This window comes from Lacinutrix sp. MEBiC02595 (assembly GCF_053601555.1).
The window spans coordinates 163142-185985 of record NZ_JBSHNU010000201.1; the positions used below are offsets into that span (position 1 = coordinate 163142).

The 22844-nt window shown below is 32.9% G+C and carries 22 protein-coding genes; 16 read left to right on the forward strand and 6 right to left on the reverse strand.

The features are described 5' to 3' along the window. Nucleotides 1-174 precede the first annotated feature (174 nt). The 5 genes from ACVCZW_RS07115 to ACVCZW_RS07135 all read left to right on the forward strand — a co-directional run bounded on the left by ACVCZW_RS07115 (nucleotide 175) and on the right by ACVCZW_RS07135 (nucleotide 6303). Nucleotides 175-2019, forward strand: a complete 1845-nt coding sequence (locus ACVCZW_RS07115; protein WP_452232037.1) for a hypothetical protein — start codon at nucleotides 175-177, stop codon at nucleotides 2017-2019. A gap of 201 nt (nucleotides 2020-2220) precedes the next feature. Next, a complete protein-coding gene (locus tag ACVCZW_RS07120; RefSeq protein WP_452232038.1) occupies nucleotides 2221-3738 on the forward strand; it encodes a nuclear transport factor 2 family protein in 1518 nt (505 codons plus the stop codon). A 159-nt stretch (nucleotides 3739-3897) separates the two neighbouring features. Next, nucleotides 3898-4593 (forward strand): M949_RS01915 family surface polysaccharide biosynthesis protein, encoded by a 696-nt coding sequence (locus tag ACVCZW_RS07125; protein WP_452232039.1) that lies wholly within the window; start codon nucleotides 3898-3900, stop codon nucleotides 4591-4593. A gap of 244 nt (nucleotides 4594-4837) precedes the next feature. Beyond that, entirely contained in the window at nucleotides 4838-5221 is a 384-nt protein-coding gene (locus tag ACVCZW_RS07130; RefSeq protein ID WP_452232040.1) for a VOC family protein, read from the forward strand. Between the two features lie 161 nt (nucleotides 5222-5382). Continuing rightward, entirely contained in the window at nucleotides 5383-6303 is a 921-nt protein-coding gene (locus ACVCZW_RS07135; RefSeq protein WP_452232041.1) for a hypothetical protein, read from the forward strand. Nucleotides 6304-6305: 2 nt separating this feature from the next. Here ACVCZW_RS07135 and ACVCZW_RS07140 read toward each other — a convergent pair whose 3' ends face one another. After that, nucleotides 6306-6983, reverse strand: a complete 678-nt coding sequence (locus tag ACVCZW_RS07140) for an SIR2 family NAD-dependent protein deacylase (protein WP_452232042.1) — start codon at nucleotides 6981-6983, stop codon at nucleotides 6306-6308. 143 nt (nucleotides 6984-7126) lie between these two features. Here ACVCZW_RS07140 and ACVCZW_RS07145 point away from each other — a divergent pair, with 143 nt between their 5' ends. Continuing rightward, on the forward strand, nucleotides 7127-7786 hold the full coding sequence (locus tag ACVCZW_RS07145; RefSeq protein WP_452229459.1) for a TrmH family RNA methyltransferase: 660 nt from the start codon (nucleotides 7127-7129) through the stop codon (nucleotides 7784-7786). 1072 nt (nucleotides 7787-8858) lie between these two features. Here the strand turns inward: ACVCZW_RS07145 and ACVCZW_RS07150 are convergent. Both ACVCZW_RS07150 and ACVCZW_RS07155 read right to left on the reverse strand, forming a co-directional pair. Continuing rightward, nucleotides 8859-9641 (reverse strand): carboxypeptidase-like regulatory domain-containing protein, encoded by a 783-nt coding sequence (locus ACVCZW_RS07150; RefSeq protein ID WP_452228417.1) that lies wholly within the window; start codon nucleotides 9639-9641, stop codon nucleotides 8859-8861. An 87-nt stretch (nucleotides 9642-9728) separates the two neighbouring features. Then, the gene (locus tag ACVCZW_RS07155) at nucleotides 9729-11612 is read right to left on the reverse strand and encodes a DEAD/DEAH box helicase (RefSeq protein ID WP_452232043.1); all 1884 of its coding nucleotides are present in this window, start codon (nucleotides 11610-11612) and stop codon (nucleotides 9729-9731) included. 490 nt (nucleotides 11613-12102) lie between these two features. On the opposite strand from ACVCZW_RS07155, the gene ACVCZW_RS07160 reads away from it, so the two are divergent. Then, the gene (locus tag ACVCZW_RS07160) at nucleotides 12103-13146 is read left to right on the forward strand and encodes a flavin-containing monooxygenase (RefSeq protein WP_452228419.1); all 1044 of its coding nucleotides are present in this window, start codon (nucleotides 12103-12105) and stop codon (nucleotides 13144-13146) included. Nucleotides 13147-13149: 3 nt separating this feature from the next. Here ACVCZW_RS07160 and ACVCZW_RS07165 read toward each other — a convergent pair whose 3' ends face one another. Continuing rightward, nucleotides 13150-13728 carry a non-canonical purine NTP diphosphatase gene (locus ACVCZW_RS07165; RefSeq protein ID WP_452228420.1) on the reverse strand — a complete coding sequence of 193 codons (579 nt, stop codon included), beginning with the start codon at nucleotides 13726-13728 and terminating at the stop codon, nucleotides 13150-13152. Nucleotides 13729-13814: 86 nt separating this feature from the next. Between ACVCZW_RS07165 and ACVCZW_RS07170 the strand changes: the two genes are divergently transcribed. Together ACVCZW_RS07170 and hpf are read left to right on the forward strand one after the other, a co-directional pair. Then, nucleotides 13815-14777: a DUF4421 family protein gene (locus ACVCZW_RS07170; protein WP_452232044.1), complete on the forward strand. Its 963-nt coding sequence runs from the start codon at nucleotides 13815-13817 to the stop codon at nucleotides 14775-14777. An 89-nt stretch (nucleotides 14778-14866) separates the two neighbouring features. Continuing rightward, complete coding sequence (gene hpf, locus ACVCZW_RS07175; protein ID WP_452228422.1) at nucleotides 14867-15166, forward strand: ribosome hibernation-promoting factor, HPF/YfiA family; 300 nt, start codon at nucleotides 14867-14869, stop codon at nucleotides 15164-15166. Between the two features lie 19 nt (nucleotides 15167-15185). Here hpf and rlmH read toward each other — a convergent pair whose 3' ends face one another. Then, nucleotides 15186-15659, reverse strand: coding sequence for a 23S rRNA (pseudouridine(1915)-N(3))-methyltransferase RlmH (rlmH, locus tag ACVCZW_RS07180; protein ID WP_452228423.1), 474 nt, complete (start codon nucleotides 15657-15659; stop codon nucleotides 15186-15188). A 91-nt stretch (nucleotides 15660-15750) separates the two neighbouring features. Between rlmH and nadC the strand changes: the two genes are divergently transcribed. From nadC to priA, 4 genes are all read left to right on the forward strand, one after another. Continuing rightward, entirely contained in the window at nucleotides 15751-16611 is an 861-nt protein-coding gene (gene nadC, locus ACVCZW_RS07185; RefSeq protein WP_452232045.1) for a carboxylating nicotinate-nucleotide diphosphorylase, read from the forward strand. 101 nt (nucleotides 16612-16712) lie between these two features. After that, the gene (locus ACVCZW_RS07190) at nucleotides 16713-17660 is read left to right on the forward strand and encodes a YihY/virulence factor BrkB family protein (protein WP_452228425.1); all 948 of its coding nucleotides are present in this window, start codon (nucleotides 16713-16715) and stop codon (nucleotides 17658-17660) included. Further along, nucleotides 17653-18087 (forward strand): DUF2147 domain-containing protein, encoded by a 435-nt coding sequence (locus tag ACVCZW_RS07195; protein ID WP_452232046.1) that lies wholly within the window; start codon nucleotides 17653-17655, stop codon nucleotides 18085-18087. The genes ACVCZW_RS07190 and ACVCZW_RS07195 overlap by 8 nt, the downstream gene beginning before the upstream one ends. 32 nt (nucleotides 18088-18119) lie before the next feature. Continuing rightward, complete coding sequence (gene priA, locus ACVCZW_RS07200; protein WP_452228427.1) at nucleotides 18120-20570, forward strand: replication restart helicase PriA; 2451 nt, start codon at nucleotides 18120-18122, stop codon at nucleotides 20568-20570. Between the two features lie 157 nt (nucleotides 20571-20727). On the opposite strand, the gene ACVCZW_RS07205 is transcribed toward priA, so the two are convergent. Continuing rightward, nucleotides 20728-21423: a LytR/AlgR family response regulator transcription factor gene (locus ACVCZW_RS07205; protein ID WP_055442300.1), complete on the reverse strand. Its 696-nt coding sequence runs from the start codon at nucleotides 21421-21423 to the stop codon at nucleotides 20728-20730. Between the two features lie 208 nt (nucleotides 21424-21631). Between ACVCZW_RS07205 and rpsF the strand changes: the two genes are divergently transcribed. Genes rpsF through rplI form a run of 3 tightly spaced genes read left to right on the forward strand, consistent with a single transcriptional unit; the run spans nucleotide 21632 to nucleotide 22729 of the window. Next, nucleotides 21632-21970: a 30S ribosomal protein S6 gene (gene rpsF, locus ACVCZW_RS07210; RefSeq protein WP_452228428.1), complete on the forward strand. Its 339-nt coding sequence runs from the start codon at nucleotides 21632-21634 to the stop codon at nucleotides 21968-21970. 2 nt (nucleotides 21971-21972) lie between these two features. Beyond that, nucleotides 21973-22272, forward strand: a complete 300-nt coding sequence (gene rpsR / locus ACVCZW_RS07215; protein ID WP_055442298.1) for a 30S ribosomal protein S18 — start codon at nucleotides 21973-21975, stop codon at nucleotides 22270-22272. 13 nt (nucleotides 22273-22285) lie between these two features. Then, nucleotides 22286-22729, forward strand: coding sequence for a 50S ribosomal protein L9 (gene rplI, locus ACVCZW_RS07220; RefSeq protein ID WP_452228429.1), 444 nt, complete (start codon nucleotides 22286-22288; stop codon nucleotides 22727-22729). Nucleotides 22730-22844 lie beyond the last annotated feature (115 nt).

Sequence of the window (22844 nt, forward strand, 5' to 3'; positions counted from 1 at the left end):
CGATTTGCCAACACCGTATAAAAATAATTGCGGCTTAGTGCTTAACCAAAGGTCGTTGCGTGTTTGTAACGTCTGATTTTCCTTCGGAAAATCCTCGCTCACAAAAACGCAACTTTGCATACACAAACACGTAGCCACAGGCTAAACAAAAATTAGTACTAAATATTAAACAATATGAAATTAGAGAAAATTTTGGATAAACTTGGTTCGATAGAAAAGAACTCATTTATTAAAATTATTGATAATATAATATCGAAAGACCCAAAAAACGGGAAAGAAATCCACAAGATTTTGAGCTCGTCAGATAAGGGTTTGAAATCCGTTGATAATCAAAATATTTCTAAAATATTCGACTTAACTGCTAGCGAATTTCAAGAATATATCCAATGTGAGTTTCAAGAAATAACATCGCAATTAGACATATTAATTGACATCATAATTCGTGATGGAAACTGTATAATGAAACAAGATTGGTTTTCGAGATTATACGAAACAGAAATCAAAAACTTAAAAAACAGAACTAAAAGTCTTAACGCTGATTTTGAAAATGACAAATCGGAATTAAGTGCAAGTCGAAAAAGAGATTACAAAATCTACAAAGCTTGTTTAAATACAGCTTATCATAATGACGTTGAAAATAATAGAGATGCAAAAATTACTTCTGACGAATTATCAATAATTCTAACACTTTCCAAACAATTAGGACTTACACAAGAAGAAGTCAAACTAATTAACTACTCAATTTTACCAATTAAAAAACTTGATATTCAAGAAGTTATTAAAGGACTTAAAAATATTGGTATCATTTTCTACTCAAACAAAGAAAATACAATTTATGTAGCTGACGAAATGGTTAGAAGGTTACGTAAAGTAAGACAAAAAGAAGTTGCTGAAAAATTCTACCGAAGAACTTTAAAACTTTTACGAGAACCAATCATTAACCAAATTGGTAGAGAACATAATATTGACAGAAAACTTTCTCATTCTCAAAAAATTGAGGAAATAATAAAAGAAGGTATTTCATTTACAAACTTACTTTTAGAAGATATTTACAAGCCGGGAAGTACGTTAACAGAAAAGAAAAAAACCTTAAATGAACTTTGTGAAAAAGGTTTAAACATTTCAAATTTAAAAGGTAGCGTTTTAGAAGACAAGATTAGTAGCCTAGTTGAGCACTTTGAGAATGTCGAGCGTGATGAAAAAGTTGGGATTTCATTGGATGGTTTTGATAAATTACTTGTTGAACTAAATCAAACGCTTCCAAAACTAAACAAAGAGACAAAAACTCAATTTGAGTTACAAGATGAATTTGTTTTAAAAGCTGATTTTCTACTTGATTATAATATAAAACCAAGAGATATTTTGGATTTGATTACAAAGTCAGATTTAACCAAATTCATAAAAGATAATGGAATTAAGCAACGTGGAGACGACATTTTAAACATTTTGGAACATTATAAAGACGTAGAAAATTTATATTTAGAAAACTTTGAAAATGTAGCTTATAGAAACCTAAACTTACTAAAAGAAAATGGAATAACCGTTAAAGAAAGTGAACTTGGGCTTAAATTCGAGGAATTAACTAAAGTTATATTTACAGGTTTAGGCTTTAATGTTGATGATGATTTTAAAAACAAACTGAATACGAAAAAGGATATGATTGATATTCTTTTAAATTTAGATAACAATGAAGTCATAATTGTAGAATGTAAAACAAGTAAAGAAAGAGGTTATAATAAATTCAGTGCAGTTTCAAGACAATTGAAATCTTATCAAAATTTAGCGTTAAAAAATAATTTACGAATTGTTAAAATATTACTTATTGCGCCAGAATTTAGTGACGATTTTGTAACTGATTGTGAAATGGACACAGAAATGAATTTGTCGCTTATATCAGCTTCAACTCTATCGAATATTTCGGAGGCTTTTAAATCATCAAAATACGCCGAATTTCCTCATGTTTTGTTCAGAGATATAGTGATAAATGAGGAGCGAATATTAAAAGCGTTGAGTAAATAAAAGAAAAAACAAGTACTCAACACCTCACATAACATATTACTATTCCTAACCTACTTCCAAAAATTCTCCAATATTCCCCATCCGGTTTTTATTCACTAACTTAGTGGTGTAACTATTCAACTTTCTATATACAAGTGCGTTGGCAGTAATTAACGCAAGGAATTAGATAGTATAGAATATCATAACCAATAGAAATAGCACATGAAAAATTTCATATATCTAAGCTTAATTTCAATTTCTGTAAACCTTTTTGCGCAATCCAATACGGAGGTTTTTTTATTGGATATAACCAGCACTAATGGGATCATGGCATTAGAAAATCTTAAAAATATTTCCAATAATGCCGGTTATGACAACCAGCCTTCTTTTTACGACAATAATACGGTGCTTTTCTCTTCCACAAGAAATAAGCAGACCGATATTAAAAAGTATCATATAAATACCGATACGGTTTCTTGGAAAACAAATACTGCTTATGGAAGTGAGTATTCGCCATTAAAAATGCCAAACAAAGCATCTGTTTCCGCGGTGCGTTTAGATGAAAATGGATTACAACGTTTATATGAATATAACTTGGCAACTGGAAAATCGGAAATAATTCTAAAAGAATTAAAAGTAGGCTATTCCGTTTGGTACAATCAAAACATTTTGGTTACCTGCGTTTTAGTAGGCGATAGTATGGATTTGGTTGTTTCTAATCTAAAGGATAATACCAATCTAACCATGCATAATAATGTTGGGCGCTCTTTGCATAAAATTCCAAATTCCGATTTAATTAGTTTCATAAGTTATGAAAACAATGCATCCACAATAAAATCGCTTAATCCTATAACAGGTGCTATAAAAATTATTAAAACATTACCCATTCCGATTACCGATATGTGCTGGTTTTCAGAAAATATAATCTGGATTCCCGATGGGAAAATAATTGCTCAATTCAATACTTCTAAGGATAGTATGGATATTTTACATCATTTTAAAGAAGATGAAATAAACGGAATTTCAAGAATTTCTGTAAGTCCGGACGGTAAGCATTTGGCTTTGGTTTCCGAGGAATCGCCAGTTATTGTGATTCAAAAACAGGTTCAAGCATTTAACAAAAGGGATTTAGAAAGTGTAATGTCCTTTTATGCCAACAATGTAATTGTTAAAGACTTTCCCAATGATACGCTTTATGCAGGTAGCTCTAAATTAGAGTCCGATTTCAAAACGCTTTTAATGAATGATCGCAAAGCTAGTATTGAAATTTTAAAACGCATCCATAAAGGAAAGGTAGTTATCGATGAAGAACGTATACATATAAACGGAAAAGACCATCATCGTGCGGTACTGTATGAAGTGGATAACGGAAAGATAATTAGTAAGACGTTTATACAACATAAAGAAAAACTTCTAGAAGCAGAAGCTATTGTTGCGCAACAGTTGGAAGCGTTTAATGCAAAGGATATTGATGCTTTTGTGAATACCTTTGATAGCGAAGTAAAAGCCTATGACTTTCCGAATAGACTTTATGTACAAGACCAAAAAGAGTTACATACCACTTTTAGTGATTTTTTTGCGCAAACGCCGGATTTACATTGTGAAATTACAAATCGAATAATTCTTGGAAATGTCGTTATCGACGAAGAATATTTGACGGTTAATGGCGATAATTACAATGCGATTGCTATTTATGAAATAGAAAATGGTAAAATTGTTAGAATGACTACCGTACGATAAAAATTAGTTGGATTACGTGCATAAATAACTACTGCCAACACCGTAAATAACTTCTTCCTAGTTCCAACCAACGCTTACAAATCCGCACAGATTTTCTATTCCATTTGTATTTGCTAACTTTGGTAATAAATAACCAAATACCTTGATAATCCTTCAAAAATGAATAGACGCATCTTCATCAGCATCCTACTTCTTTTTCTCTGCAAAGTAACCTTTGCGCAAAATGCTACTGTAACCAGTAAACAGCTGGATGAAAAGGAAATAAATACCATTTTTACTGCTAGTATTAAAGAGCAATTACAAATAGATTACGCTATTTATAGAATTTATGAGTTTAACGATAAAGCAGGAAAACACTTTATCGTGATGACTAGAAATAAAATTGCCTGTGAAGAGCGAGCAGCATGTTTTGATAGGATTAAAGCCTCTTGTTATACATACAAAGCGGGCGTTTTTAATCTGCAATGGACGGTGAAAGATGCTATTCTACCAAGCAAGGATGAATATTCTATTTCGCATTGGACCAAGTATTTTGAAATAGCCGATTATGACCAAGATGGTAGGGTAGATCCCATACTTATTTATGGCACTTTTGCGCCGAATGATGCCATGGATGGAAGAATAAGAATACGCATGTATTACCAAGGAAAAGAAATAGTAATAAGACATCAGAATGCCATATCCGATTATGATAGAAAAACACAAGTCGATAAAGCATTTTACACATTACCAATAAAAATGCAACAACGTGTAAAGCATATCATGGAGCAGATTACCGAAAATGACCACGGTCTTTTTCCTAGCGGCTGGGAAAAAGCAATGGAGCATAAAAAAACAAAGTTTGATGAAAGCTAAAAATAATGGCTTTCTAATCGTTTAAAACGAATTTGAAATCTTTTATGCAAAAGGGAGTTGCTAACGCCGCTGGTTTTCTGGAAGTATTTTTATTTCGGAAGGATTATGCTTCCGATGGAAACAAGAAGTTAGAAAGCATTCCGGTATAAACCAGATACCCTAAAGAATTCTAAAGTATATGCGATTTTTATGCCTTCCGAAGCATCGAAAAAAAACAACGGACCATTATTTTATACATTAAAACATGTTTACATTTTCATTTAATCACATCGCAATTTCGGTAAAGGATGTCGACAAGTCGATGGCATTTTACCAGAAAGTACTGCAACTAAAAGAGGTGGAGAATACCGCTTCCAATTCTAAAACACGATGGCTAGCTTTAGGAGAAGGCAAACAATTACATATTATTCCTAGACCAAAGGAGGAAGTAAAGACCAATAAGGCGGTTCATTTTGCTTTAGCGATAGCCGATATAGATGCATTTATACAGCACTTAAATACTTTGCGCGTCGATTATAGCGACTGGCTTGGAACCACAAGTAAAGATTATGTTCGAAAAGATGGTGTGCAACAAGTCTACTTTCAAGATCCGGATGGTTATTGGATAGAAATAAATAACGCATTTTAAGATATAGAACAGCTACTATTTTTGAATAATTAAGGCTATTTGACTTTATAAGAAAAAAGAACTAACTTCGTTAACTCTCTTATAATTAATTATATACGTATTAATAGCAATTCGTAAAGTCCTCCTTTTTAGGAAATAATTATTTCAAGAAATCATTAGAAATGAACAAGTTATTAGTAAGTGTCGCGCTATTGTTGGTATTAAGTGTTTCGTTCACTTCATGTCGAGAAACAGCAAAAAATAATGCTCCAAGAGATGTTTTAGAAAATGCTGCTGAAGCAGTTGAAGCCATTAGAGATTCTGTGAAGAAAATCGAAGATCCATGGGAAACCGTTACAGATGCAACCGAAAACCCTATTGGATATCCTGTAGAGTCTGCCACAGAAGAAGTAGTAATAAAGGCGGGAGGAGCAGTGCAAAACCCAGTTAAAAATACCAATAGTACTGTGAAGAGCACAACAGGATCTCCAGTAAAGGATGTTGTAGAAGAAGTTTTTGAAGAGCTGCAGGTTGCGAGTGCGATTAAGCCAGAGGATTATAAAGTGGTGTTATCTGTAGATGGTGCTATAAATAAGAACGAAACAGGAATGATGCAAGTATGGATTGGTGCTTCTAAAATAAAACCATTCTTTTCTGACGGTATGGTGCAAGACGAAACAACAGTTCCTTCTAACATAGGTAGCTATGCTAAAATAACGCCAGTGGCATCCGATTCGGATTTTGAAATAGTATATCTCACCGATGAAAAATGCTATAAAATACACCCAAGTGGATCGGATGTTCGTTTTTTATTAAAACCCAAAAGAGCAGGTACCTATAAAGTAAGTGCTAATGTTGAAATATTTAGGGATAGCAATTGTAGTGGCGAATTTGTTCCTAAAACATCCAAAACGCTATCTGTTATTGTAGCTGTAGACACCAAAAAGGAAATTTCTACACGTATACAAGTACTTTTAGAGATCATTTGGGAGAAATTCCTAACTTTTTGGGGCGCTTTAATCGCTTTCATTTTTGCTGTTTTATTCTTTGTCATCAAACGTAGAATAAAGCGTAAAACAGATTATGAGGAATCGGAAGACTAAAACTAGTCTTGCAACAAGCCAATGACTTCTTTTACACCAATCGTTGCAGGTTTTGCAATCACCGTTAGATGCTTATTATTACCTATAGCCGGTTTCGGATCTATAAAATAGGTTGCTGTATTTTCTGGCACATAATGCATTAAGCTCGCAGCAGGATAGACTTGCATACTGGTGCCTATAATTATTAATATATCTGCTGTTTCGCAAATCGCTACTGCTTTTTCCATCATAGGTACCGCTTCACCAAACCAAACAATATGTGGTCGCATTTGGTGTCCTTTGGCATCCAAATCACCAAGTATTAAATCGGTTTTCCAATCTTGAATATTGGTTTTGTTAAAGATACTTCGCGCTTTTAATAATTCGCCGTGCAAATGAATTACGCTAGTACTTCCAGCACGTTCGTGCAAATCATCGACATTTTGCGTAATGATAGAAACTTGGTAGTTTTTTTCTAAAGTAGCTAGATCCAAATGTGCTTGGTTAGGTTGTACTTCTAAAAGTTGTTTTCTACGTTGGTTGTAAAAATCTAGAACCAATTCCGGATTGTTTAAAAATCCTTGCGGGGATGCCACTTCCATAACGTCGTGACCTTCCCATAAACCATCGGCATCGCGAAAGGTTTTAATACCGCTTTCGGCACTTATGCCAGCGCCTGTTAATACTACAATGTGTTTCATTTTATAAAATTACTAAATTAGTAGCATTGCGAAGTAGATTTCATTTCAAAATTTACGGAGTTTATCTATATGTTTTACAACTTTATTTAAAAAGATTTCCACGTCACTTTGTTCCTCGTAATGACATTTCCTATTTTTGAATTATGACAGACATAAAACTCCTAGAATATCTAGAAACCTATTTAACCGAAAATCGTAGAAACAAGTTTAGTAAGGTGATTAAACAACGTACTAAGCATTTTACGGTTGCTACAGAAGATGTATACCAATTACACAATACCAGTGCGGTAATGCGTAGCTGTGATGTTTTTGGGATACAAGAAGTGAATATTGTAGAAGAGGTGAATAGCAAAACGATAGATCGAGAAATTGCAATGGGAGCACAGAAATGGGTAGATTTAAATCGGTTTCATTCTATTAAAGATTGTATTGCAGCTGTAAAAGAGAACGGCTATCAAATTGTGGCAACTACGCCACATACTAACGATTGTGAATTGCAAGATTTTGATTTTACGAAGAAGTCTTGTTTTTTCTTTGGAAGAGAAACGGAAGGATTAAGCCAGGAAGTTATGGATGCTGCAGATAGCTATTTAAAAATACCAATGGTAGGTTTTACCGAAAGTTTAAATATATCTGTAAGTGCAGCTATTGTTTTACAAGATGTAACTGCTAAATTACGACGAAGTGCTATTGCTTGGCAACTTACCGAAGAAGAACAAAATGAAAAACGATTGGATTGGGTGAAGAAAACCATTAAAAGCTATGATCAGATTGTAGGGCGTTATTATGAAGAGAATCAATAGTGTCATTGCGAGGCACGAAGCAATCTGTTTGTGGAATTATTTAGTATTATAAAATAGCTTCGCATTTTAGGTCAAACGCTCCTAATTTATTCTAATTATACTAACTAAGCAGCTCTCCTCTTATTTTAAGAGGAGAATGAATTTAAATGCTTTTCGCATTTGAAGAAAGAGGAGTTAATAAAATAGTGTTGTGGATATCAAAATAGCTTCGCCTTTTAGGTCAAACTCTCCAAATTTATTTGCAATAAATCCACCTCTCTTTAGCTAAAGAGAGGAGCAGGTTTTGTATTGTGATTATACTAACAAAGTAGCTCTCCTCTTATTTTAAGGGGAGAAATAAATTTAAATGCTTTTCGCATTTGAAGAAAGAGGAGTTAAAAGAGTAGTGTTTTGGATATAAAAATAGCTTTGCATTTTAGGTCAAACTCTCCGAATTTATTTTCAATAAATCCACCTCTCTTTAGCTAAAGAGAGGAGCAGGGTCTTTAGTATAATTATACTAATGAAACAGCTCTCCTCTTATTTTAAGAGGAGAATGAATTTAAATGCTTTTCGCATTTGAAGAAAGAGGAGTTAATAAAATAGTGTTGTGGATATCAAAATAGCTTCGCATTTTAGGTCAAACTCTCCAAATTTATTTGCAATAAATCCACCTCTCTTTAGCTAAAGAGAGGAGCAGGTTCTTTAGTATAATTATACTAATGAAGCAGTTTTCCTCTAATTTTAAGAGGAGAATGAATTTAAATGCTTTTTTGCATTTGAAGAAAGAGGAGTTAATAAAATAGTGTTGTGGATATCAAAATAGCTTTGCATTTTAGGTCAAACTCTCCAAATTTATTTTCAATAAATCCACCTCTCTTTAGCTAAAGAGAGGAGCAGGTTCTTTAGTATAATTATACTAATGAAGCAGCTCTCCTCTAATTTTAAGAGGAGAATGAATTTAAATGCTTTTTTGCATTTGAAGAAAGAGGAGTTAATAAAATGGGGTTTAGGATATTTATCAGCACATTTAGAACACAAAAAAAGCGTAACCAAATAAATGATTACGCTTTATATATATAATTAAATCGTTCTAAAACTTTCCAGATCTACTTCTGCTTAAAACTTTATATTCTTCATAACATTCGCTAATAGCATCTAGTACTTGAAGATCGTTAGCAGAGTTAATAAATTCCTTAGAATAATTACACTGACTTACAATTTCATCTAAATCTACTTTGTTTACTTGCAGTAAAGCCATCAGCATTTCTCTGTCAAAACGCGTAGCAAGTAAACTTCGTATTTCGTCATCTTGCTTCATCTTTTTCAACTTACGCATCTCGTTAGGTTGTCTACCAAACATGCGGAATAAAAAGTCTGCAGGATTAAAAATAGCACCTAATACTTTGGTTACAGCACTTGGTGAGCTGTTTCCTGCTTCGTAACCTGTGCTAGGTAAACCAGAAATAGCGTATCTGTAATTGTTGTTTTTCGGGATGTTTTTAATATCTACTTCCAAGAAACCAGTAAGCTTAAATTGATTTACTACTACTTCTTCTAAAGCTAAAGCAAGTTCTGTTAAAGCAATATTAGAGCTTCCGTATTTTAACCAGTCATTGGTAACTTTTACTTTTATAGATTTAAAACCTAAATACGAAAAGTGTAACGTGTCACTTACTTTAGCGGTAAGTTCAAATTCTCCTTTTTCGTTTGTTGTAGTACCAATTACCTGAGTAAGATTTACAATATTTACGCTTTCTAGAGTGTTATCATCGGCAGCATTAATTACTACACCTATTACTTTAGTTGGCGTTTCTTGTGCCTGACTAAATGTTATGGTGAATAATAAAATAAATAAGGTAAACCAATTCTTCATAATGGTGTTTGTCGTTTTATAAAGGTACAAACATATTTATAAATATGGCAGTACCTTTACATTTTGACTTAAAATTAACAAAAAGGTTTAACGTCTAGAGCGTTTTGGTCTAGCATGTGTTGTCTTAAATTCTGATTTATCTCTACTAGATTCTGATCCTCTTGAAGAAGAAGAACCTTCCGAACTACGTCTATCTCCTCGATTAGAATCACTTCTTCTAGAATCGCTTCCAGATTCACTTCTTCTTCCAGAACTACGTCTTTCTCCGCCACCTCTTGGTCTGTCAGATCCACCACGTCTTCTGTCGCCTCCACCGCCGTCACGTCTTCCGCCACCACGATTTCTTCCGCCACCGCCTCCGCGGTTTTCGCTAACTTCTACATTAACAAAACGACCTTCATGTTTGTAATCTGTAAAGAATGCAATGATTTTTTCTTGGTGTTCTTTTTCCGTATTAAAAAAGGAGAAGCTTTCTTTTACATCTACTTTAAATACATCATCTCTACCAAGTTCTAATATTTCTTTTAAGAAGTCTTTTAACTTCATCCAGTCAAAACCATCTTTTTCACCGACATTAATAAAGTAACGAGAATCGCTTCCGCCACCTTGACTTCTTCCGCCTTCGCGATCACTACCTGCTGCTGGTCCAGAAACATTTAAGTTTTTAGATTTTTGGTAGTAATTAAAGAATCTTGTAAATTCTACAGAGAAGAATTTTTTAATCAGTTCTTCTTTAGTTGTTTCTTCAAATAAGCCATTAATATCTTCTAAATACTTATCAATTTCGTGATTGATTTCTGTATTATGAATCTTATTTGCTAAAGACATTAGTTGTACTTCGCAAATAGCCATTCCGTTAGGAATTTCTTTTAATTCAAATTTTTGGTTAATAATACGTTCAATACTTTTTAAACGTCTTACTTCACTTTTAGAAACAATAACCATAGAAACACCAGTTTTACCAGCACGACCAGTTCTACCAGAACGGTGCGTATACGTTTCTATTTCATCACTTAATTGGTAGTTAATTACGTGTGTAATATCATCTACATCAATACCACGAGCAGCAACATCTGTTGCAACAAGCATTTGTATTTGACGAGATCTAAATTGTTTCATCACAATATCACGTTGATTCTGACTTAAATCACCGTGTAATGCACCAGCGCTATATCCATCTTCAATTAAGTTTTCTGCAACTTTTTGCGTATCCCGTTTCGTTCTACAAAAGATTACTGAAAATATATCTGGATTAGCATCTGCTAAACGTTTTAATGCTTGGTAACGATCTCTAGCGTTTACTAAATAGTATTCGTGAGAAACCGTATCTGTACTTTGATTTTTATGACCAACCGTAATTTCTTGTGGGTCGTTCATAAATTTCTTTGCAATCGTAGCTACCTCTCTTGGCATAGTTGCAGAGAACAACCAAGTGTTTTTATCATCAGGAGTTCCAGAAAGAATATCTGTAATATCTTCCTTGAAACCCATGTTAAGCATTTCATCTGCTTCATCTAAAACGGCATATTGTATTTTGGTAATATCTACCAAACGCCTTTTTATCATGTCTTTCATTCTACCAGGAGTAGCCACAATAACTTGTGCGCCACGCTTTACTTCACGTGCTTGATCTGTAATACTAGATCCACCATAAATAGCGACAACGTTTAAGCCTTTACAGTATTTACCGTATGCTTTCATTTCATTTGCAATTTGCAAACAAAGTTCACGAGTAGGAGAAAGTATTAAACCTTGAGTAGTACGACTATCCACGTCTATTTTTTGTAACATTGGAAAACCAAATGCTGCAGTTTTACCAGTTCCAGTTTGCGCTAAGGCAACTAAATCTGTCTCTTCGTTTAATAAAATTGGGATTGCTTTTTCTTGTACTTCAGACGGTGTTTCAAATCCTAAATCTGTAATACCTTTTAATAGTTCTTCGTTAAGACCTAAATCTTGGAATGTGCTCATTCTTGTTTTATGTATTTCAATGTCAATCTATTTTGGTGTTACGAATAGAAGTGCATTGAACATACTTAACCTAAAACTTCTAGTAACACATCCTCTCTCTGAGGAGTAATCAAACCACATGGTTTTTTCAAGTTGCAAAGGTACTCTTTTATTTAATATAAACACTAGATATGTTGTTTATTAATTATTTGGGCGTTTTAACACGCTATTCGTTCTATCTTTTTTTGCCATATACGGCAGCAAAAAAAGGATGCCACTGCTATCGTTAACGCAAACCACTTCGTTTTTTATTTTTATTAAAAGAAAAGCCACTCCGCCTTGAAAAAAATAAGGAACATGCAGTAATCGTATTTCTTAGCGTACTAATCTAAGTGGTCTTACCTTGTGTTTATGCGTGGAATGAAAAGGGGAATGCAATCTTATTCCTTCCTTTATAGTAATCCGTGTAAAAGTTTCTACCTTTGACAGGTATAAATATTAAAGAAGATACATGTTAGATTATATTATAATTGGTGGCGCGCAAGCAGGATTATCGATGGCGTATCATTTAAAAAAATCAGAAAAGGAGTTTGTAGTACTAGATGGTGAAAACGAAATTGGTGCTTCTTGGTTAAATCGATGGGATTCTTTAAAATTATTTACACCAACCGAATACAACCATTTGCCTGGTTTGAAATTTGATGCTCCAAAAGGACATTATCCTACAAAAGTAGAGGTGAGTGAATATTTTAAAAAATATGTAGAAACTTTCCAAATCCCGGTACAGCTGAATACCTTGGCGACTTCCGTAAGAAAAACGGATAAAGGTTTTTTTGTGACGTATACAGACGGCGAATTGCAAGCCAAAAATGTTATTGTTGCTACAGGACCATTTCATATTCCATACACACCGCCTTGTAATACTAAAATAGCTAAAAGTATATTACAATTACATAGCAATTATTATAAAGGAGTACACCAATTACAAGATGGAGATGCTTTGGTAGTTGGAGGAGGAGATTCTGGATATCAAATATTAAATGAAATTTCTAAAGATGCTAACAGAACTGTTTATTTTTCTGGAGATACTACGGTGCGATCCTTGCCACAGCAAATTTTAGGTAAAACCTTATGGTGGTGGTTTACACTTGTTGGTTTTTTAAGTTATAATAAGTATAGTTGGATAGGGAAGAAGATCAGTAATTTTTCACAACCCGTTATTGGTACCGATGTGAAAGAAATTCTTTCTAGAGAAAATGTAATTACCAAAGGAAGAACTAAAGATGCATTACAAGAAGATGTTATTTTTGAAAAGTCGAAAGTTTCTACCATTAAAAATGTGATTTGGGCAACAGGGTATCGTCCAAACTTTACATGGATTGAAGGTTTAGAATTAGATGAAAACAGCTATCCTAAAAATTTTAGGGGTGTCAGTAATATTGACGGTTTATATTTTATTGGTTTGCCTTGGATGTACACACGCGGATCGGCAACTTTAGGAGGTGTTTCAAAAGATGCTAGTTACTTGGCAGATATTATAAGTAAGCAGGATTAGTAGTTAACGGAAGCTTTGTAGAAAATCAACAAGCTGCTTAACGGCTTTTCCTCTGTGTCCAACCTTGTTTTTTTCTGCTATAGAAATTTCAGCAAAGGTTTTATCAAATCCTTCCGCTTTAAAAATAGGGTCATAACCAAAACCATTTTGGCCATGTTTTTCAGGCGTTATTGCACCCTTACAAATTCCTGTAAAGGTTTCTAGTTTTCCGTTTAGATGCAAAGCAACAACGGTTTTAAATCGCGCTTGTCTGTTGGTTTTGTCTTTTAGATTTGATAAAAGTAAATCCATATTATCGTTATCCTTACGCTGTTCTCCCGCATATCTAGCAGAATAAACGCCAGGCTCGTTATTTAAAGCTTCCACTTCTAATCCGGTGTCATCTGCAAAACAATCGTAACCATAGTGTTTTTTAATGTAAGCTGCTTTTTGAACCGCATTACCTTCTATCGTATTTTGCGTTTCTGGTACTTCTTCAAAACAGCCAATATCTTTTAAACCCAAAAGTTTAATGTGCTCCGGAATTAAAGATTGTACTTCTTTTAATTTATTTAAATTGTTGGTTGCGAAAACAAGTTGCATAGTTCGTGGTAATTAATGTATTTTAGCTTCTGTAAAAGTAAATTAATATTCCTTTGTTAGAACAACATATTTTTAAAAAGACTTTCATGTCTAAGTTATTTTTCCTCATTCTTTTTTGTTTTTCTTTTTTTTCTGCGCGTTCACAAACGTTGGAAGATGTAGATTCTATGCTAGTAGATCGTAATTTGGAAAATTATTCGATACGACTATTTTCTAATTTTAAAGTAAAAAAATTCAGCATAAAAGATGGCGATTCCAAGTCCAAGTTTGTGCCTAATAATAGATATGGTTTAGGTTTTGGAGTGGCTAGTGAAAAGTTTATATTGGATATCGCTTTCAATATTAAAAACCCTAATAAAGCAGAAACAAAGCGGTTTGATTTACAAGGGACTACCATTTTAAAGCAGCAGCATTATGTAAATTTATATATACAAACCTATAAAGGATTTAATGTTAAAAATGATTTTGATGTACCAACGGTTTTTAGAAGTGATATTCGTTCGGTAACCTTCGGAATTAATTATTTGTACACTTTTGATGATGTGGCATTTTCATATTCGCAATTGAAAGCAGGCTTGCCACAAAAGAGAAATAAAGATGTGTATATCACCGGAGGAGTTGGTGTTTTTGGGGTGTATGATTATTTTTCAGCAGATGCTACTATTTTATCCGAAGATACTAGTGCATACTATAATGAAGAAGCAAATATTAAAAGATATAATGGTCGCGCTTTAGGTCTTTTAGCCGGATTTGTTTCGTATTTTAAACTTCCCGAAAATATTACAGCTACTTTTAATTTTATGCCTGGAATAGCATTAATAAACAAGAAAATTACCTTAGAAGAAGATAGTTACAGACCATCAAATCCAATGCTTTATAAAATCGATTTTCATGTGGGATTGGGCTATAGTTATAAACGATACTATGCTAGTTTAACGTATGGAAACGGTTTTTATGCCACAGATTTTGATAATGATAACAAATACCTTTTTAATCTGTCTAACGCCAAATTAGCAATCGGTTATAAGTTAAAAAGGAAGAAAAAATAAGAGGTTTTAAAAGAATATGATATAAATCATTTTTAATGATCTATAAAAGTCTTATTTTTAAATAATCGAAAAATAAAATACTTAAGATTATGACTATAAACTTTGAATACGTGGATGTAGATGTTAGTGAGATGCTAAACGCTTTTACGACAGAAAAACTAGATAAATTATTTAACAGATATGACTTTTTAATTAGTGCTACCGTTCGTTTTAAAAAGAACGAAAAAGATCCTAACAAAGGAGAAATCTGTGATATAGAACTAAGCCTTCCAGGACCAAGAGTATTTGCTACTTCCGATGAAAAGAAATATGAAGTTGCCGTACGTGAAACCATTAAAGATTTAGAAAAACAACTTAAAAAACGCAAAGAAACTTTTTCTACCCATTAAATTTTATTCTATAGAGGATTTACCTGTGATGATATGGCTCATTCTTTAAAATGGTAAATCCTCTATATAATTGCTCGATTACAAATAAACGCACCATTTGATGGGAAAAGGTCATTTTTGATAAAGATAGTTTTCCTTGTGCTTTATGATATACATCAGGACTAAAACCATAAGGTCCGCCAATTACAAAAACCAATTGCTTGATACCAGAATTCATGTGTTTTTGTAAGTAGTTTGAAAAACCAACAGAGTCTAATTGTTTCCCGTTTTCATCCAATAAAATCAACACATCGGTTGCATTTAACTTTCCTAAAATAAGCTCGCCTTCTTTTTGTTTTTGCTGCTCCTCGCTTAGATTTTTAACTTTTTTTAAATCCGGAATAACCTCTAATTCAAACTTAATATAAAAGCCTAGACGTTTTGTGTAATCATCTATTAAGCTTTGTAATTGCTTGTTGTCTGTTTTGCCAATGGCTAGTAGTTTAATCATCATAGGTCGCAAAGATAAAGTTTTTTAGAATTTGGAATTTATAAATTTGAATATTTCCATTTTCAATCGTTATTTTAGCACAAAGAAATTTTTTATGATAAGCAAAGCTCAATTGGATACAGAAATAGAATTAATAATTGCCAATGCCATTAGAGAAGATGTTGGAGATGGTGATCATAGCTCACTTGCGTGTATTCCTGCAACAGCACAAGGAAAAGCAAAACTTTTAGTTAAAGATGAAGGTATTATTGCAGGCGTAGCATTCGCAAAACAAGTTTTTGCTTATGTGGATAAGGACTTGAAAGTAGAAACACTTATTGAAGATGGCAGTAAAGTGAAATATGGGGATATTGTTTTTTATGTGGAAGGTGCTTCGCAATCGATCTTAAAAGCAGAGCGTTTGGTGTTAAATGCCATGCAGCGTATGAGTGCAATTGCCACAAAAACCAAGCAGTTTGTAGACCTATTGGATGGTACAGGAACTAAAATTTTAGATACCAGAAAAACAACTCCAGGAATTCGTGCATTAGAAAAATGGGCGGTAAAAATTGGAGGAGGAGAGAATCACAGATTCGCTTTATACGATATGATTATGCTTAAAGATAATCATATCGATTTTGCTGGCGGACTAACCAAAGCAATTGAAAAAACAAAAAATTATCTAAAAGAAACCAATAGAGATTTAAAAATTATAGTGGAAGCTAGAGATTTAAAAGAAATTGAAGAAATCTTGAAAACAGATGGTGTATATCGAATTTTGATTGATAACTTTAATTATGAAGACACTAAAAAAGCAGTCAAATTGATTGGAGACAAAAGCCTAACAGAAAGTTCTGGTGGAATCAATGAAAAAACAGTTAGAAAATATGCCGAATGTGGCGTAGACTATATATCTTCTGGAGCATTAACGCATTCTGTTTATAATATGGATTTAAGCTTAAAGGCTGTGAATTAGGCAGAAGGCAGAAGTTTAATATGGAAAAGTAAAAAGTATTAAAGAATGCAAAATATTATATCCAACAACCCAATCATCCAACAATCGAACCGATCTAATTAATGACCAAAAAAATAGAAGATAAACTAGATAAACTACCAGTAATAAATATATTGGTAAAGCTTTTTAAGCAAATAAAACTTCCGGGTTTTGAGGGTTTATCTATTTATGATTTGTTAGAATTGTATGTAATTGGTATTGCTAGAGGCACTTTGGCAACTCGTGCAAGTGCTATTGCATTTAGCTTTTTTATGGCCATTTTTCCGTTTTTGTTATTTGTCCTTATTGTGATTCCGTATATACCAATAGACGATTTTAGAATAGAATTTATATCTTTTCTAAACTCTTTTTTGCCTCCAAATACCTCCGAGTTTTTTGATGATAATATTTACGAAAATATAAATACAGGCCGTGGAGGTTTGCTTTCTTCTGTATTTTTACTTTCTATATTTTTAATGGCTAATGGCGTAAATGCGCTGTTTTCTGGATTTGAAAATTCCTATCATGTGCAGCTTACTCGTAATGTGATAAAGCAATATTTGTATGCTTTAGGTGTCGCTTTAATTTTAGCAATTATGGTGATTTTAACCGTAGTTATCTTTGGTTATGTAGAGATTTACTTGCTACAACCATTTTTTGATAAATTAAATGAAGAAGGACTTACTAAAGCAGACTCTAATGTGTTTTGGATTGTTGCCGCCAAATATTTATTCTTTTTAATAATGACCTATTTAGCAACGGCAACCTTATATTATTTTGGAACCAGAGAAGGAAAAGATTCTAAATTCTTTTCTGTAGGAGCGATATTAACTACCTTATTATTTGTTTTAACCTCGTATCTTTTTGGTATTTATATCAATAATTTTGCACAGTATAATGAGTTGTATGGTTCTATTGGTGCCATATTAATCTTAATGTTTTATTTGTGGTTAAATGCAAATATTTTATTGTTAGGCTATGAGTTAAATGCCTCTTTAAACGGATTGCGAAAAATTAACGGAAATGACTAAAAGCATCTTATTTGTTTTTTTCTTTTACTTGTCGTTTTCTGTTGCTGCACAAGATATCTTCGGGAAATGGAAAACAATAGACGACGAAACCGGGGAAGCAAAATCTATTGTCGAAATTTATAAAAAGGATGGAAAGGTCTTCGGTAAAATTATAGAACTTCTTAAAGATAAAGATAAAGATAAAGATGCACGTTGTACCACCTGTGAAGGCGAAGAGTATAACAAGCCAGTTCTAGGACTTGAAGTCATAAAAAATCTAACTAAAGAAGGAAAACATTATAAAAACGGAAGCATTTTCGATCCAGAAAAAGGCAAAATGTATACCTGTAGATTAGCTTTAGATAGCGAAGATCCTGATATTTTAGAAGTACGTGGTTATATTTCCTTTTTATACGCTACGCAATATTGGGTTCGTGTTCTGGAATAATTTTAATTCTTAATATTTAATATCAACAACAATTGCATTATATAGACGTCATTCTTCCCGTTCCTCTAGAAAAACTATTTACCTATAGTATTACAGAGGCAGAAGCATCTTTTCTACAAGTAGGAATGCGTGTGGCTGTTCCTTTTGGTAAAACAAAAATGTACACCGCGCTTGTGCATAGTATTCATAACAACAAACCGTTGGGATATGAAGCCAAAGAAATTCATCAAATTTTAGATGAGACCCCAATAATTAATCCGCAACAATTAACGTTTTGGCAGTGGATTTCTAAATACTACATGTGTACTTTAGGGGATGTCATGCGTGCCGCTTTACCAAGTGCATTTTTGCTAGAAAGCGAAACGATTATTAGTAAAAATAACGATAAGGTAATTGCAGAGGACGAATTAAAAGATGATGAGTTTTTGGTTTACGAAGCTTTGCATCATCAGTCTTCCTTAAAGATTCAAGATCTCATAAGTATTTTAGATAAAAAGAATGTACTTCCAGTAATCAAAAGGCTTTTAGAAAAAGAAGCGATTCATTTACAAGAAGAGATTTATGAAAAGTATAAGCCTAAATATGTGCGGTATGTAAAGTTGCATACAGCGTTTACTTCGGAAGCTGCACTTCATAATTTATTAGAAGAATTAAGTAGAGCGCCAAAACAAAAACAAGTGATTATGACTTTGTTTATGTTAACCGCTAAAACGAAGAAACCAATAAAAGTTACCGAATTAACGGAAGCAAGTGGCGCTTCTTCATCCATTATAAAAACATTAGTAGATAAAGGTATTCTAGAAGAATATCATATTCAAACCGATAGAATTAATTATTCTGGTGAAGAAAATGAAGCTTCCAAAGCACTAAACGAATATCAAATTACAGCTTTAGAAGAAGTGAAAACTTCTTTTGAAAAACATAGCGTTACTTTATTACACGGTGTAACTTCTTCTGGGAAAACGGAAATATATGTCAAGCTTATTGAAGAAGCTTTGGCAAAAGGGGAGCAAGTATTGTATTTGCTTCCGGAGATAGCATTAACTACGCAGTTAGTTTCTAGGCTTCAGAATTACTTTGGAGAGCAAGTTTCTGTGTTTCATTCTAAGTATTCGATTCATGAACGCGTAGAAGTCTATCAAAATTTGCTGAACAATTCCGCGAAAGCGCAAATCATATTAGGAGCACGTTCTTCTATATTTTTACCATTCAGTAATCTCGGGCTAATTATCGTAGATGAAGAGCACGAGCAATCTTTTAAACAGTTTGATCCTGCGCCAAGATATCACGCAAGAGATGCAGCAGTTGTTTTAGCAAATATTTTTAAAGCAAAAACCTTATTAGGTTCTGCTACGCCAAGTTTGGAAAGTTCTTTTAATGCACAACAAAATAAGTATGGTTTTGTGGAATTAACCACGCGTTATAATAATGTCATGATGCCAGAAATTGAGTTGGTAGATATTAAAGACAAGCAGAAACGTAAAAAAATGAAAGGCCATTTTAGCGATAGGTTGCTAGAGGAAATGGACGAAACTTTAAAAGACGGACAGCAAATTATACTGTTTCAAAATAGAAGAGGATATTCGCCAATTGTAGAATGTAATACCTGCGGTAATGCGCCGCAATGTCCTAATTGTGATGTGAGTTTGACCTATCATCAATATAGAAATCAGTTGCGTTGTCATTATTGTGGTTATAATTCTGCCATGCTACTAAAATGTATGGCTTGTGGGAGTCCGTCATTAGATAGTAAAGGTTTTGGTACCGAGCAGATAGAAGTAGAGGTGAAGGAGTTGTTTCCGGATTATAAAGTGGGGAGAATGGATTTAGATACCACGCGAGGGAAATATGGGTATGAAAAGATTATTACGTCTTTTGAGCAACAGGAAGTCGATATTTTGGTGGGTACACAAATGCTTACCAAAGGATTGGATTTTAGAAATGTGCGGCTTGTAGGAATTATGAATGCCGATAATATGTTGAATTTTCCAGATTTTAGAGCGCATGAACGTAGTTTTCAATTGATGCTACAGGTTTCTGGTAGAGCAGGACGTACCGAAAAACGAGGAAAAGTATTAATACAAACCTATAATCCGTATCATAAAATTTTACAGCAAGTATCTACCAATGATTATGCTGGAATGTACAAAGAGCAAATGGATGAAAGGTATACTTTTAAGTATCCTCCTATTTTTAGACAAATAAAAATCACTTTAAAGCATAAGGATTATAATCGCGTAAATATGGCTGCAGATTGGTATGCGAAATCCTTGCGACAAGTTTTTGGGGATTTTGTTTTAGGGCCGGAGTTTCCGCCAGTATCTAGAATTAGAAATCAGTTTCACAAGAATATTTTAGTGAAAATTCCGCAAAAGCAGGCTTTAGGAAAAACAAAAGAAACCATATTACGAATAGATGCCAGTTTTAATGCGGTGAAAGATTTTAGATCGGTTCGCGTGATTTTGAATGTGGATAATTATTAAAATAACCCATTTACATTTGAAAAACGATTTGTCTTTTCCAGAGTATTTTATGCTTTTTGAGGCATGCAATTAGTATGGAGAACCTTTCTATCCATAAATGAGTAAAACAAAAAAAGCCCAGCAAATGCTGAACTTTTTAATACTAAATAATTTTTGGTTAGTTATTATTTAATGCTTCTACAAGTTGGGTTTTCTTATTTCTACTTAAAGGAATCTCATAAGCGCCAACTTCAACGTTTTTGCTATTAAATCGATCTACTTTATCTAGATTAACAATATATGATTTATGAATTCTTAAAAACTTACCTTCTGGTAATTCGTGTTCAAAAGCTTTCATTGTAGAAAGAACAACAAGGCTTGTTTCTTCGGTTACTAATTTTACGTAGTCACCAAGAGCTTCAATCCATTTAATGTCCTTAATATATACTTTACGTTTTTTAAGGTTACTTTTCACAAAAATGTGTTCTCCTTCTGCTTCGTTAAAGTCTAATTTTAATTTATGCTGTTCAAGAGCTTTATCGACAGCAGTACTAAATCTTTCTTTTGTAATTGGTTTTTGCAAATAATCTGTTGCATCATAATTAAATGCTTTAAAAGCATATTCTGTTTTACCAGTCACAAAAATAATCTGAGGTTTATTATTTAATACATCCAATAATTCAAATCCGTTAAGCACAGGCATTTCTATGTCTAAGAAAATTAAATCTACTTTGTGCGTATTTAAACCATTTTTAGTTTCAAGAGCACTACTATATTCTGCTATTAAATTAAGAGAAGAGTGATTTTCTATTAACTTTACAATAGACAGCCGTTGTATTGCTGAATCATCAACTACTACACAGTTTAAAGTCATAACATTATTATTTATTCGGTTAAGATATCGACAATAGTACGAATAATTCGGTTAAAAACCAAAAAACGCCGACTAAATGATTCTTTTAACAGAATTTTAACAATTGAAAATATTTCCAAATTGCTTGTAATTTGTTTTCTAATTAGTTGTACTATTTAAATAAAAGGCTTACTTTTGCACCCAATTTTAACAAATAAATTAGATTTTTATGAATCACTATGAAACTGTTTTCATCTTAAATCCCGTTTTATCTGATACACAGATAAAGGAGACAGTAAAGAAATACGAAGATTTTCTTGTTTCTAAAGGAGCAAAGATGGTATCCAAAGAAGATTGGGGCTTAAAGAAATTAGCTTACCCAATTCAAAACAAAAAAAGTGGATTTTACCACTTATTCGAATTCCAAGTAGATGGAGAAGTAATTAACCCTTTAGAAGTAGAGTTTAGACGTGATGAGCGTTTTATGCGTTACTTAACTGTATCTTTAGACAAGCACGCGATTTCGTGGGCAGAAAGAAGAAGAGTTAAACTAAAACAAAAAGCATAATTATGGCAAGTACTATAGAACAACAATCTAAAGGAAAAAAAGACGGAGAAATTAGATATTTAACTCCTCTTAATATAGAAACGAACAAGAATAAAAAGTACTGTCGTTTTCAAAAATCTGGAATCAAATATGTTGATTATAAGAATCCAGACTGGTTATTAGGTTTTGTAAACGAGCAAGGTAAAATTTTACCAAGACGTTTAACAGGAACTTCATTAAAATACCAAAGAAAAGTGTCTGTTGCTGTAAAAAGAGCACGTCACTTAGCATTAATGCCTTATGTGGCAGATTTATTAAAATAAAATACTCATAACAATGGAACTTATATTAAAACAAGACGTTGATAATTTAGGATTTAAAGACGATATTGTAACGGTTAAGAACGGTTATGGTAGAAATTTTTTAATCCCTACAGGTAATGCTGTTATAGCTACATCTTCTGCAAAAAAAGTATTAGCAGAAAATGTAAAGCAAAGAGCATTTAAAGAAAAGAAAGTTATTGATGATGCTAACCAAGTTGCAGATGCACTTAAAGCATTAGAAATTAAAATAGCTGCTAAAGTTGGTTCTGGAGACAAATTATTTGGATCTATTAACAACATTAACGTAGCAGAAGCTTTAACAAAAGAAGGTCAAGCAATTGATAAAAAATTCATTACGGTTACTACTGTAAAACGTTTAGGAAAGTATAATGCTTCTATCCGTTTACACAGAGAAGTAACTGTGGATTTAGAATTCGAAGTTATTGCACAAGCTTAAAATATTATAATTCTTGTTAACAAAACGTTAATAAATTATAAGTAAATTTAAAACCACTCTATCTAGAGTGGTTTTTTTTGTGGTATTTTTGATATATTATGCATGCATATTAATT

Excerpts from the sequence above, each read along its gene's own strand:
- ACVCZW_RS07115 (WP_452232037.1), top strand. The coding sequence starts at position 175 with ATGAAATTAGAGAAAATTTTGGATAAACTTGGTTCGATAGAAAAGAAC.
- ACVCZW_RS07120 (WP_452232038.1), top strand. The coding sequence starts at position 2,221 with ATGAAAAATTTCATATATCTAAGCTTAATTTCAATTTCTGTAAACCTT.
- ACVCZW_RS07125 (WP_452232039.1), top strand. The coding sequence starts at position 3,898 with ATGAATAGACGCATCTTCATCAGCATCCTACTTCTTTTTCTCTGCAAA.
- ACVCZW_RS07130 (WP_452232040.1), top strand. The coding sequence starts at position 4,838 with ATGTTTACATTTTCATTTAATCACATCGCAATTTCGGTAAAGGATGTC.
- ACVCZW_RS07135 (WP_452232041.1), top strand. The coding sequence starts at position 5,383 with ATGAACAAGTTATTAGTAAGTGTCGCGCTATTGTTGGTATTAAGTGTT.
- ACVCZW_RS07140 (WP_452232042.1), bottom strand. The coding sequence starts at position 6,983 with ATGAAACACATTGTAGTATTAACAGGCGCTGGCATAAGTGCCGAAAGC.
- ACVCZW_RS07145 (WP_452229459.1), top strand. The coding sequence starts at position 7,127 with ATGACAGACATAAAACTCCTAGAATATCTAGAAACCTATTTAACCGAA.
- ACVCZW_RS07150 (WP_452228417.1), bottom strand. The coding sequence starts at position 9,641 with ATGAAGAATTGGTTTACCTTATTTATTTTATTATTCACCATAACATTT.
- ACVCZW_RS07155 (WP_452232043.1), bottom strand. The coding sequence starts at position 11,612 with ATGAGCACATTCCAAGATTTAGGTCTTAACGAAGAACTATTAAAAGGT.
- ACVCZW_RS07160 (WP_452228419.1), top strand. The coding sequence starts at position 12,103 with ATGTTAGATTATATTATAATTGGTGGCGCGCAAGCAGGATTATCGATG.
- ACVCZW_RS07165 (WP_452228420.1), bottom strand. The coding sequence starts at position 13,728 with ATGCAACTTGTTTTCGCAACCAACAATTTAAATAAATTAAAAGAAGTA.
- ACVCZW_RS07170 (WP_452232044.1), top strand. The coding sequence starts at position 13,815 with ATGTCTAAGTTATTTTTCCTCATTCTTTTTTGTTTTTCTTTTTTTTCT.
- hpf (WP_452228422.1), top strand. The coding sequence starts at position 14,867 with ATGACTATAAACTTTGAATACGTGGATGTAGATGTTAGTGAGATGCTA.
- rlmH (WP_452228423.1), bottom strand. The coding sequence starts at position 15,659 with ATGATGATTAAACTACTAGCCATTGGCAAAACAGACAACAAGCAATTA.
- nadC (WP_452232045.1), top strand. The coding sequence starts at position 15,751 with ATGATAAGCAAAGCTCAATTGGATACAGAAATAGAATTAATAATTGCC.
- ACVCZW_RS07190 (WP_452228425.1), top strand. The coding sequence starts at position 16,713 with ATGACCAAAAAAATAGAAGATAAACTAGATAAACTACCAGTAATAAAT.
- ACVCZW_RS07195 (WP_452232046.1), top strand. The coding sequence starts at position 17,653 with ATGACTAAAAGCATCTTATTTGTTTTTTTCTTTTACTTGTCGTTTTCT.
- ACVCZW_RS07205 (WP_055442300.1), bottom strand. The coding sequence starts at position 21,423 with ATGACTTTAAACTGTGTAGTAGTTGATGATTCAGCAATACAACGGCTG.
- rpsF (WP_452228428.1), top strand. The coding sequence starts at position 21,632 with ATGAATCACTATGAAACTGTTTTCATCTTAAATCCCGTTTTATCTGAT.
- rpsR (WP_055442298.1), top strand. The coding sequence starts at position 21,973 with ATGGCAAGTACTATAGAACAACAATCTAAAGGAAAAAAAGACGGAGAA.
- rplI (WP_452228429.1), top strand. The coding sequence starts at position 22,286 with ATGGAACTTATATTAAAACAAGACGTTGATAATTTAGGATTTAAAGAC.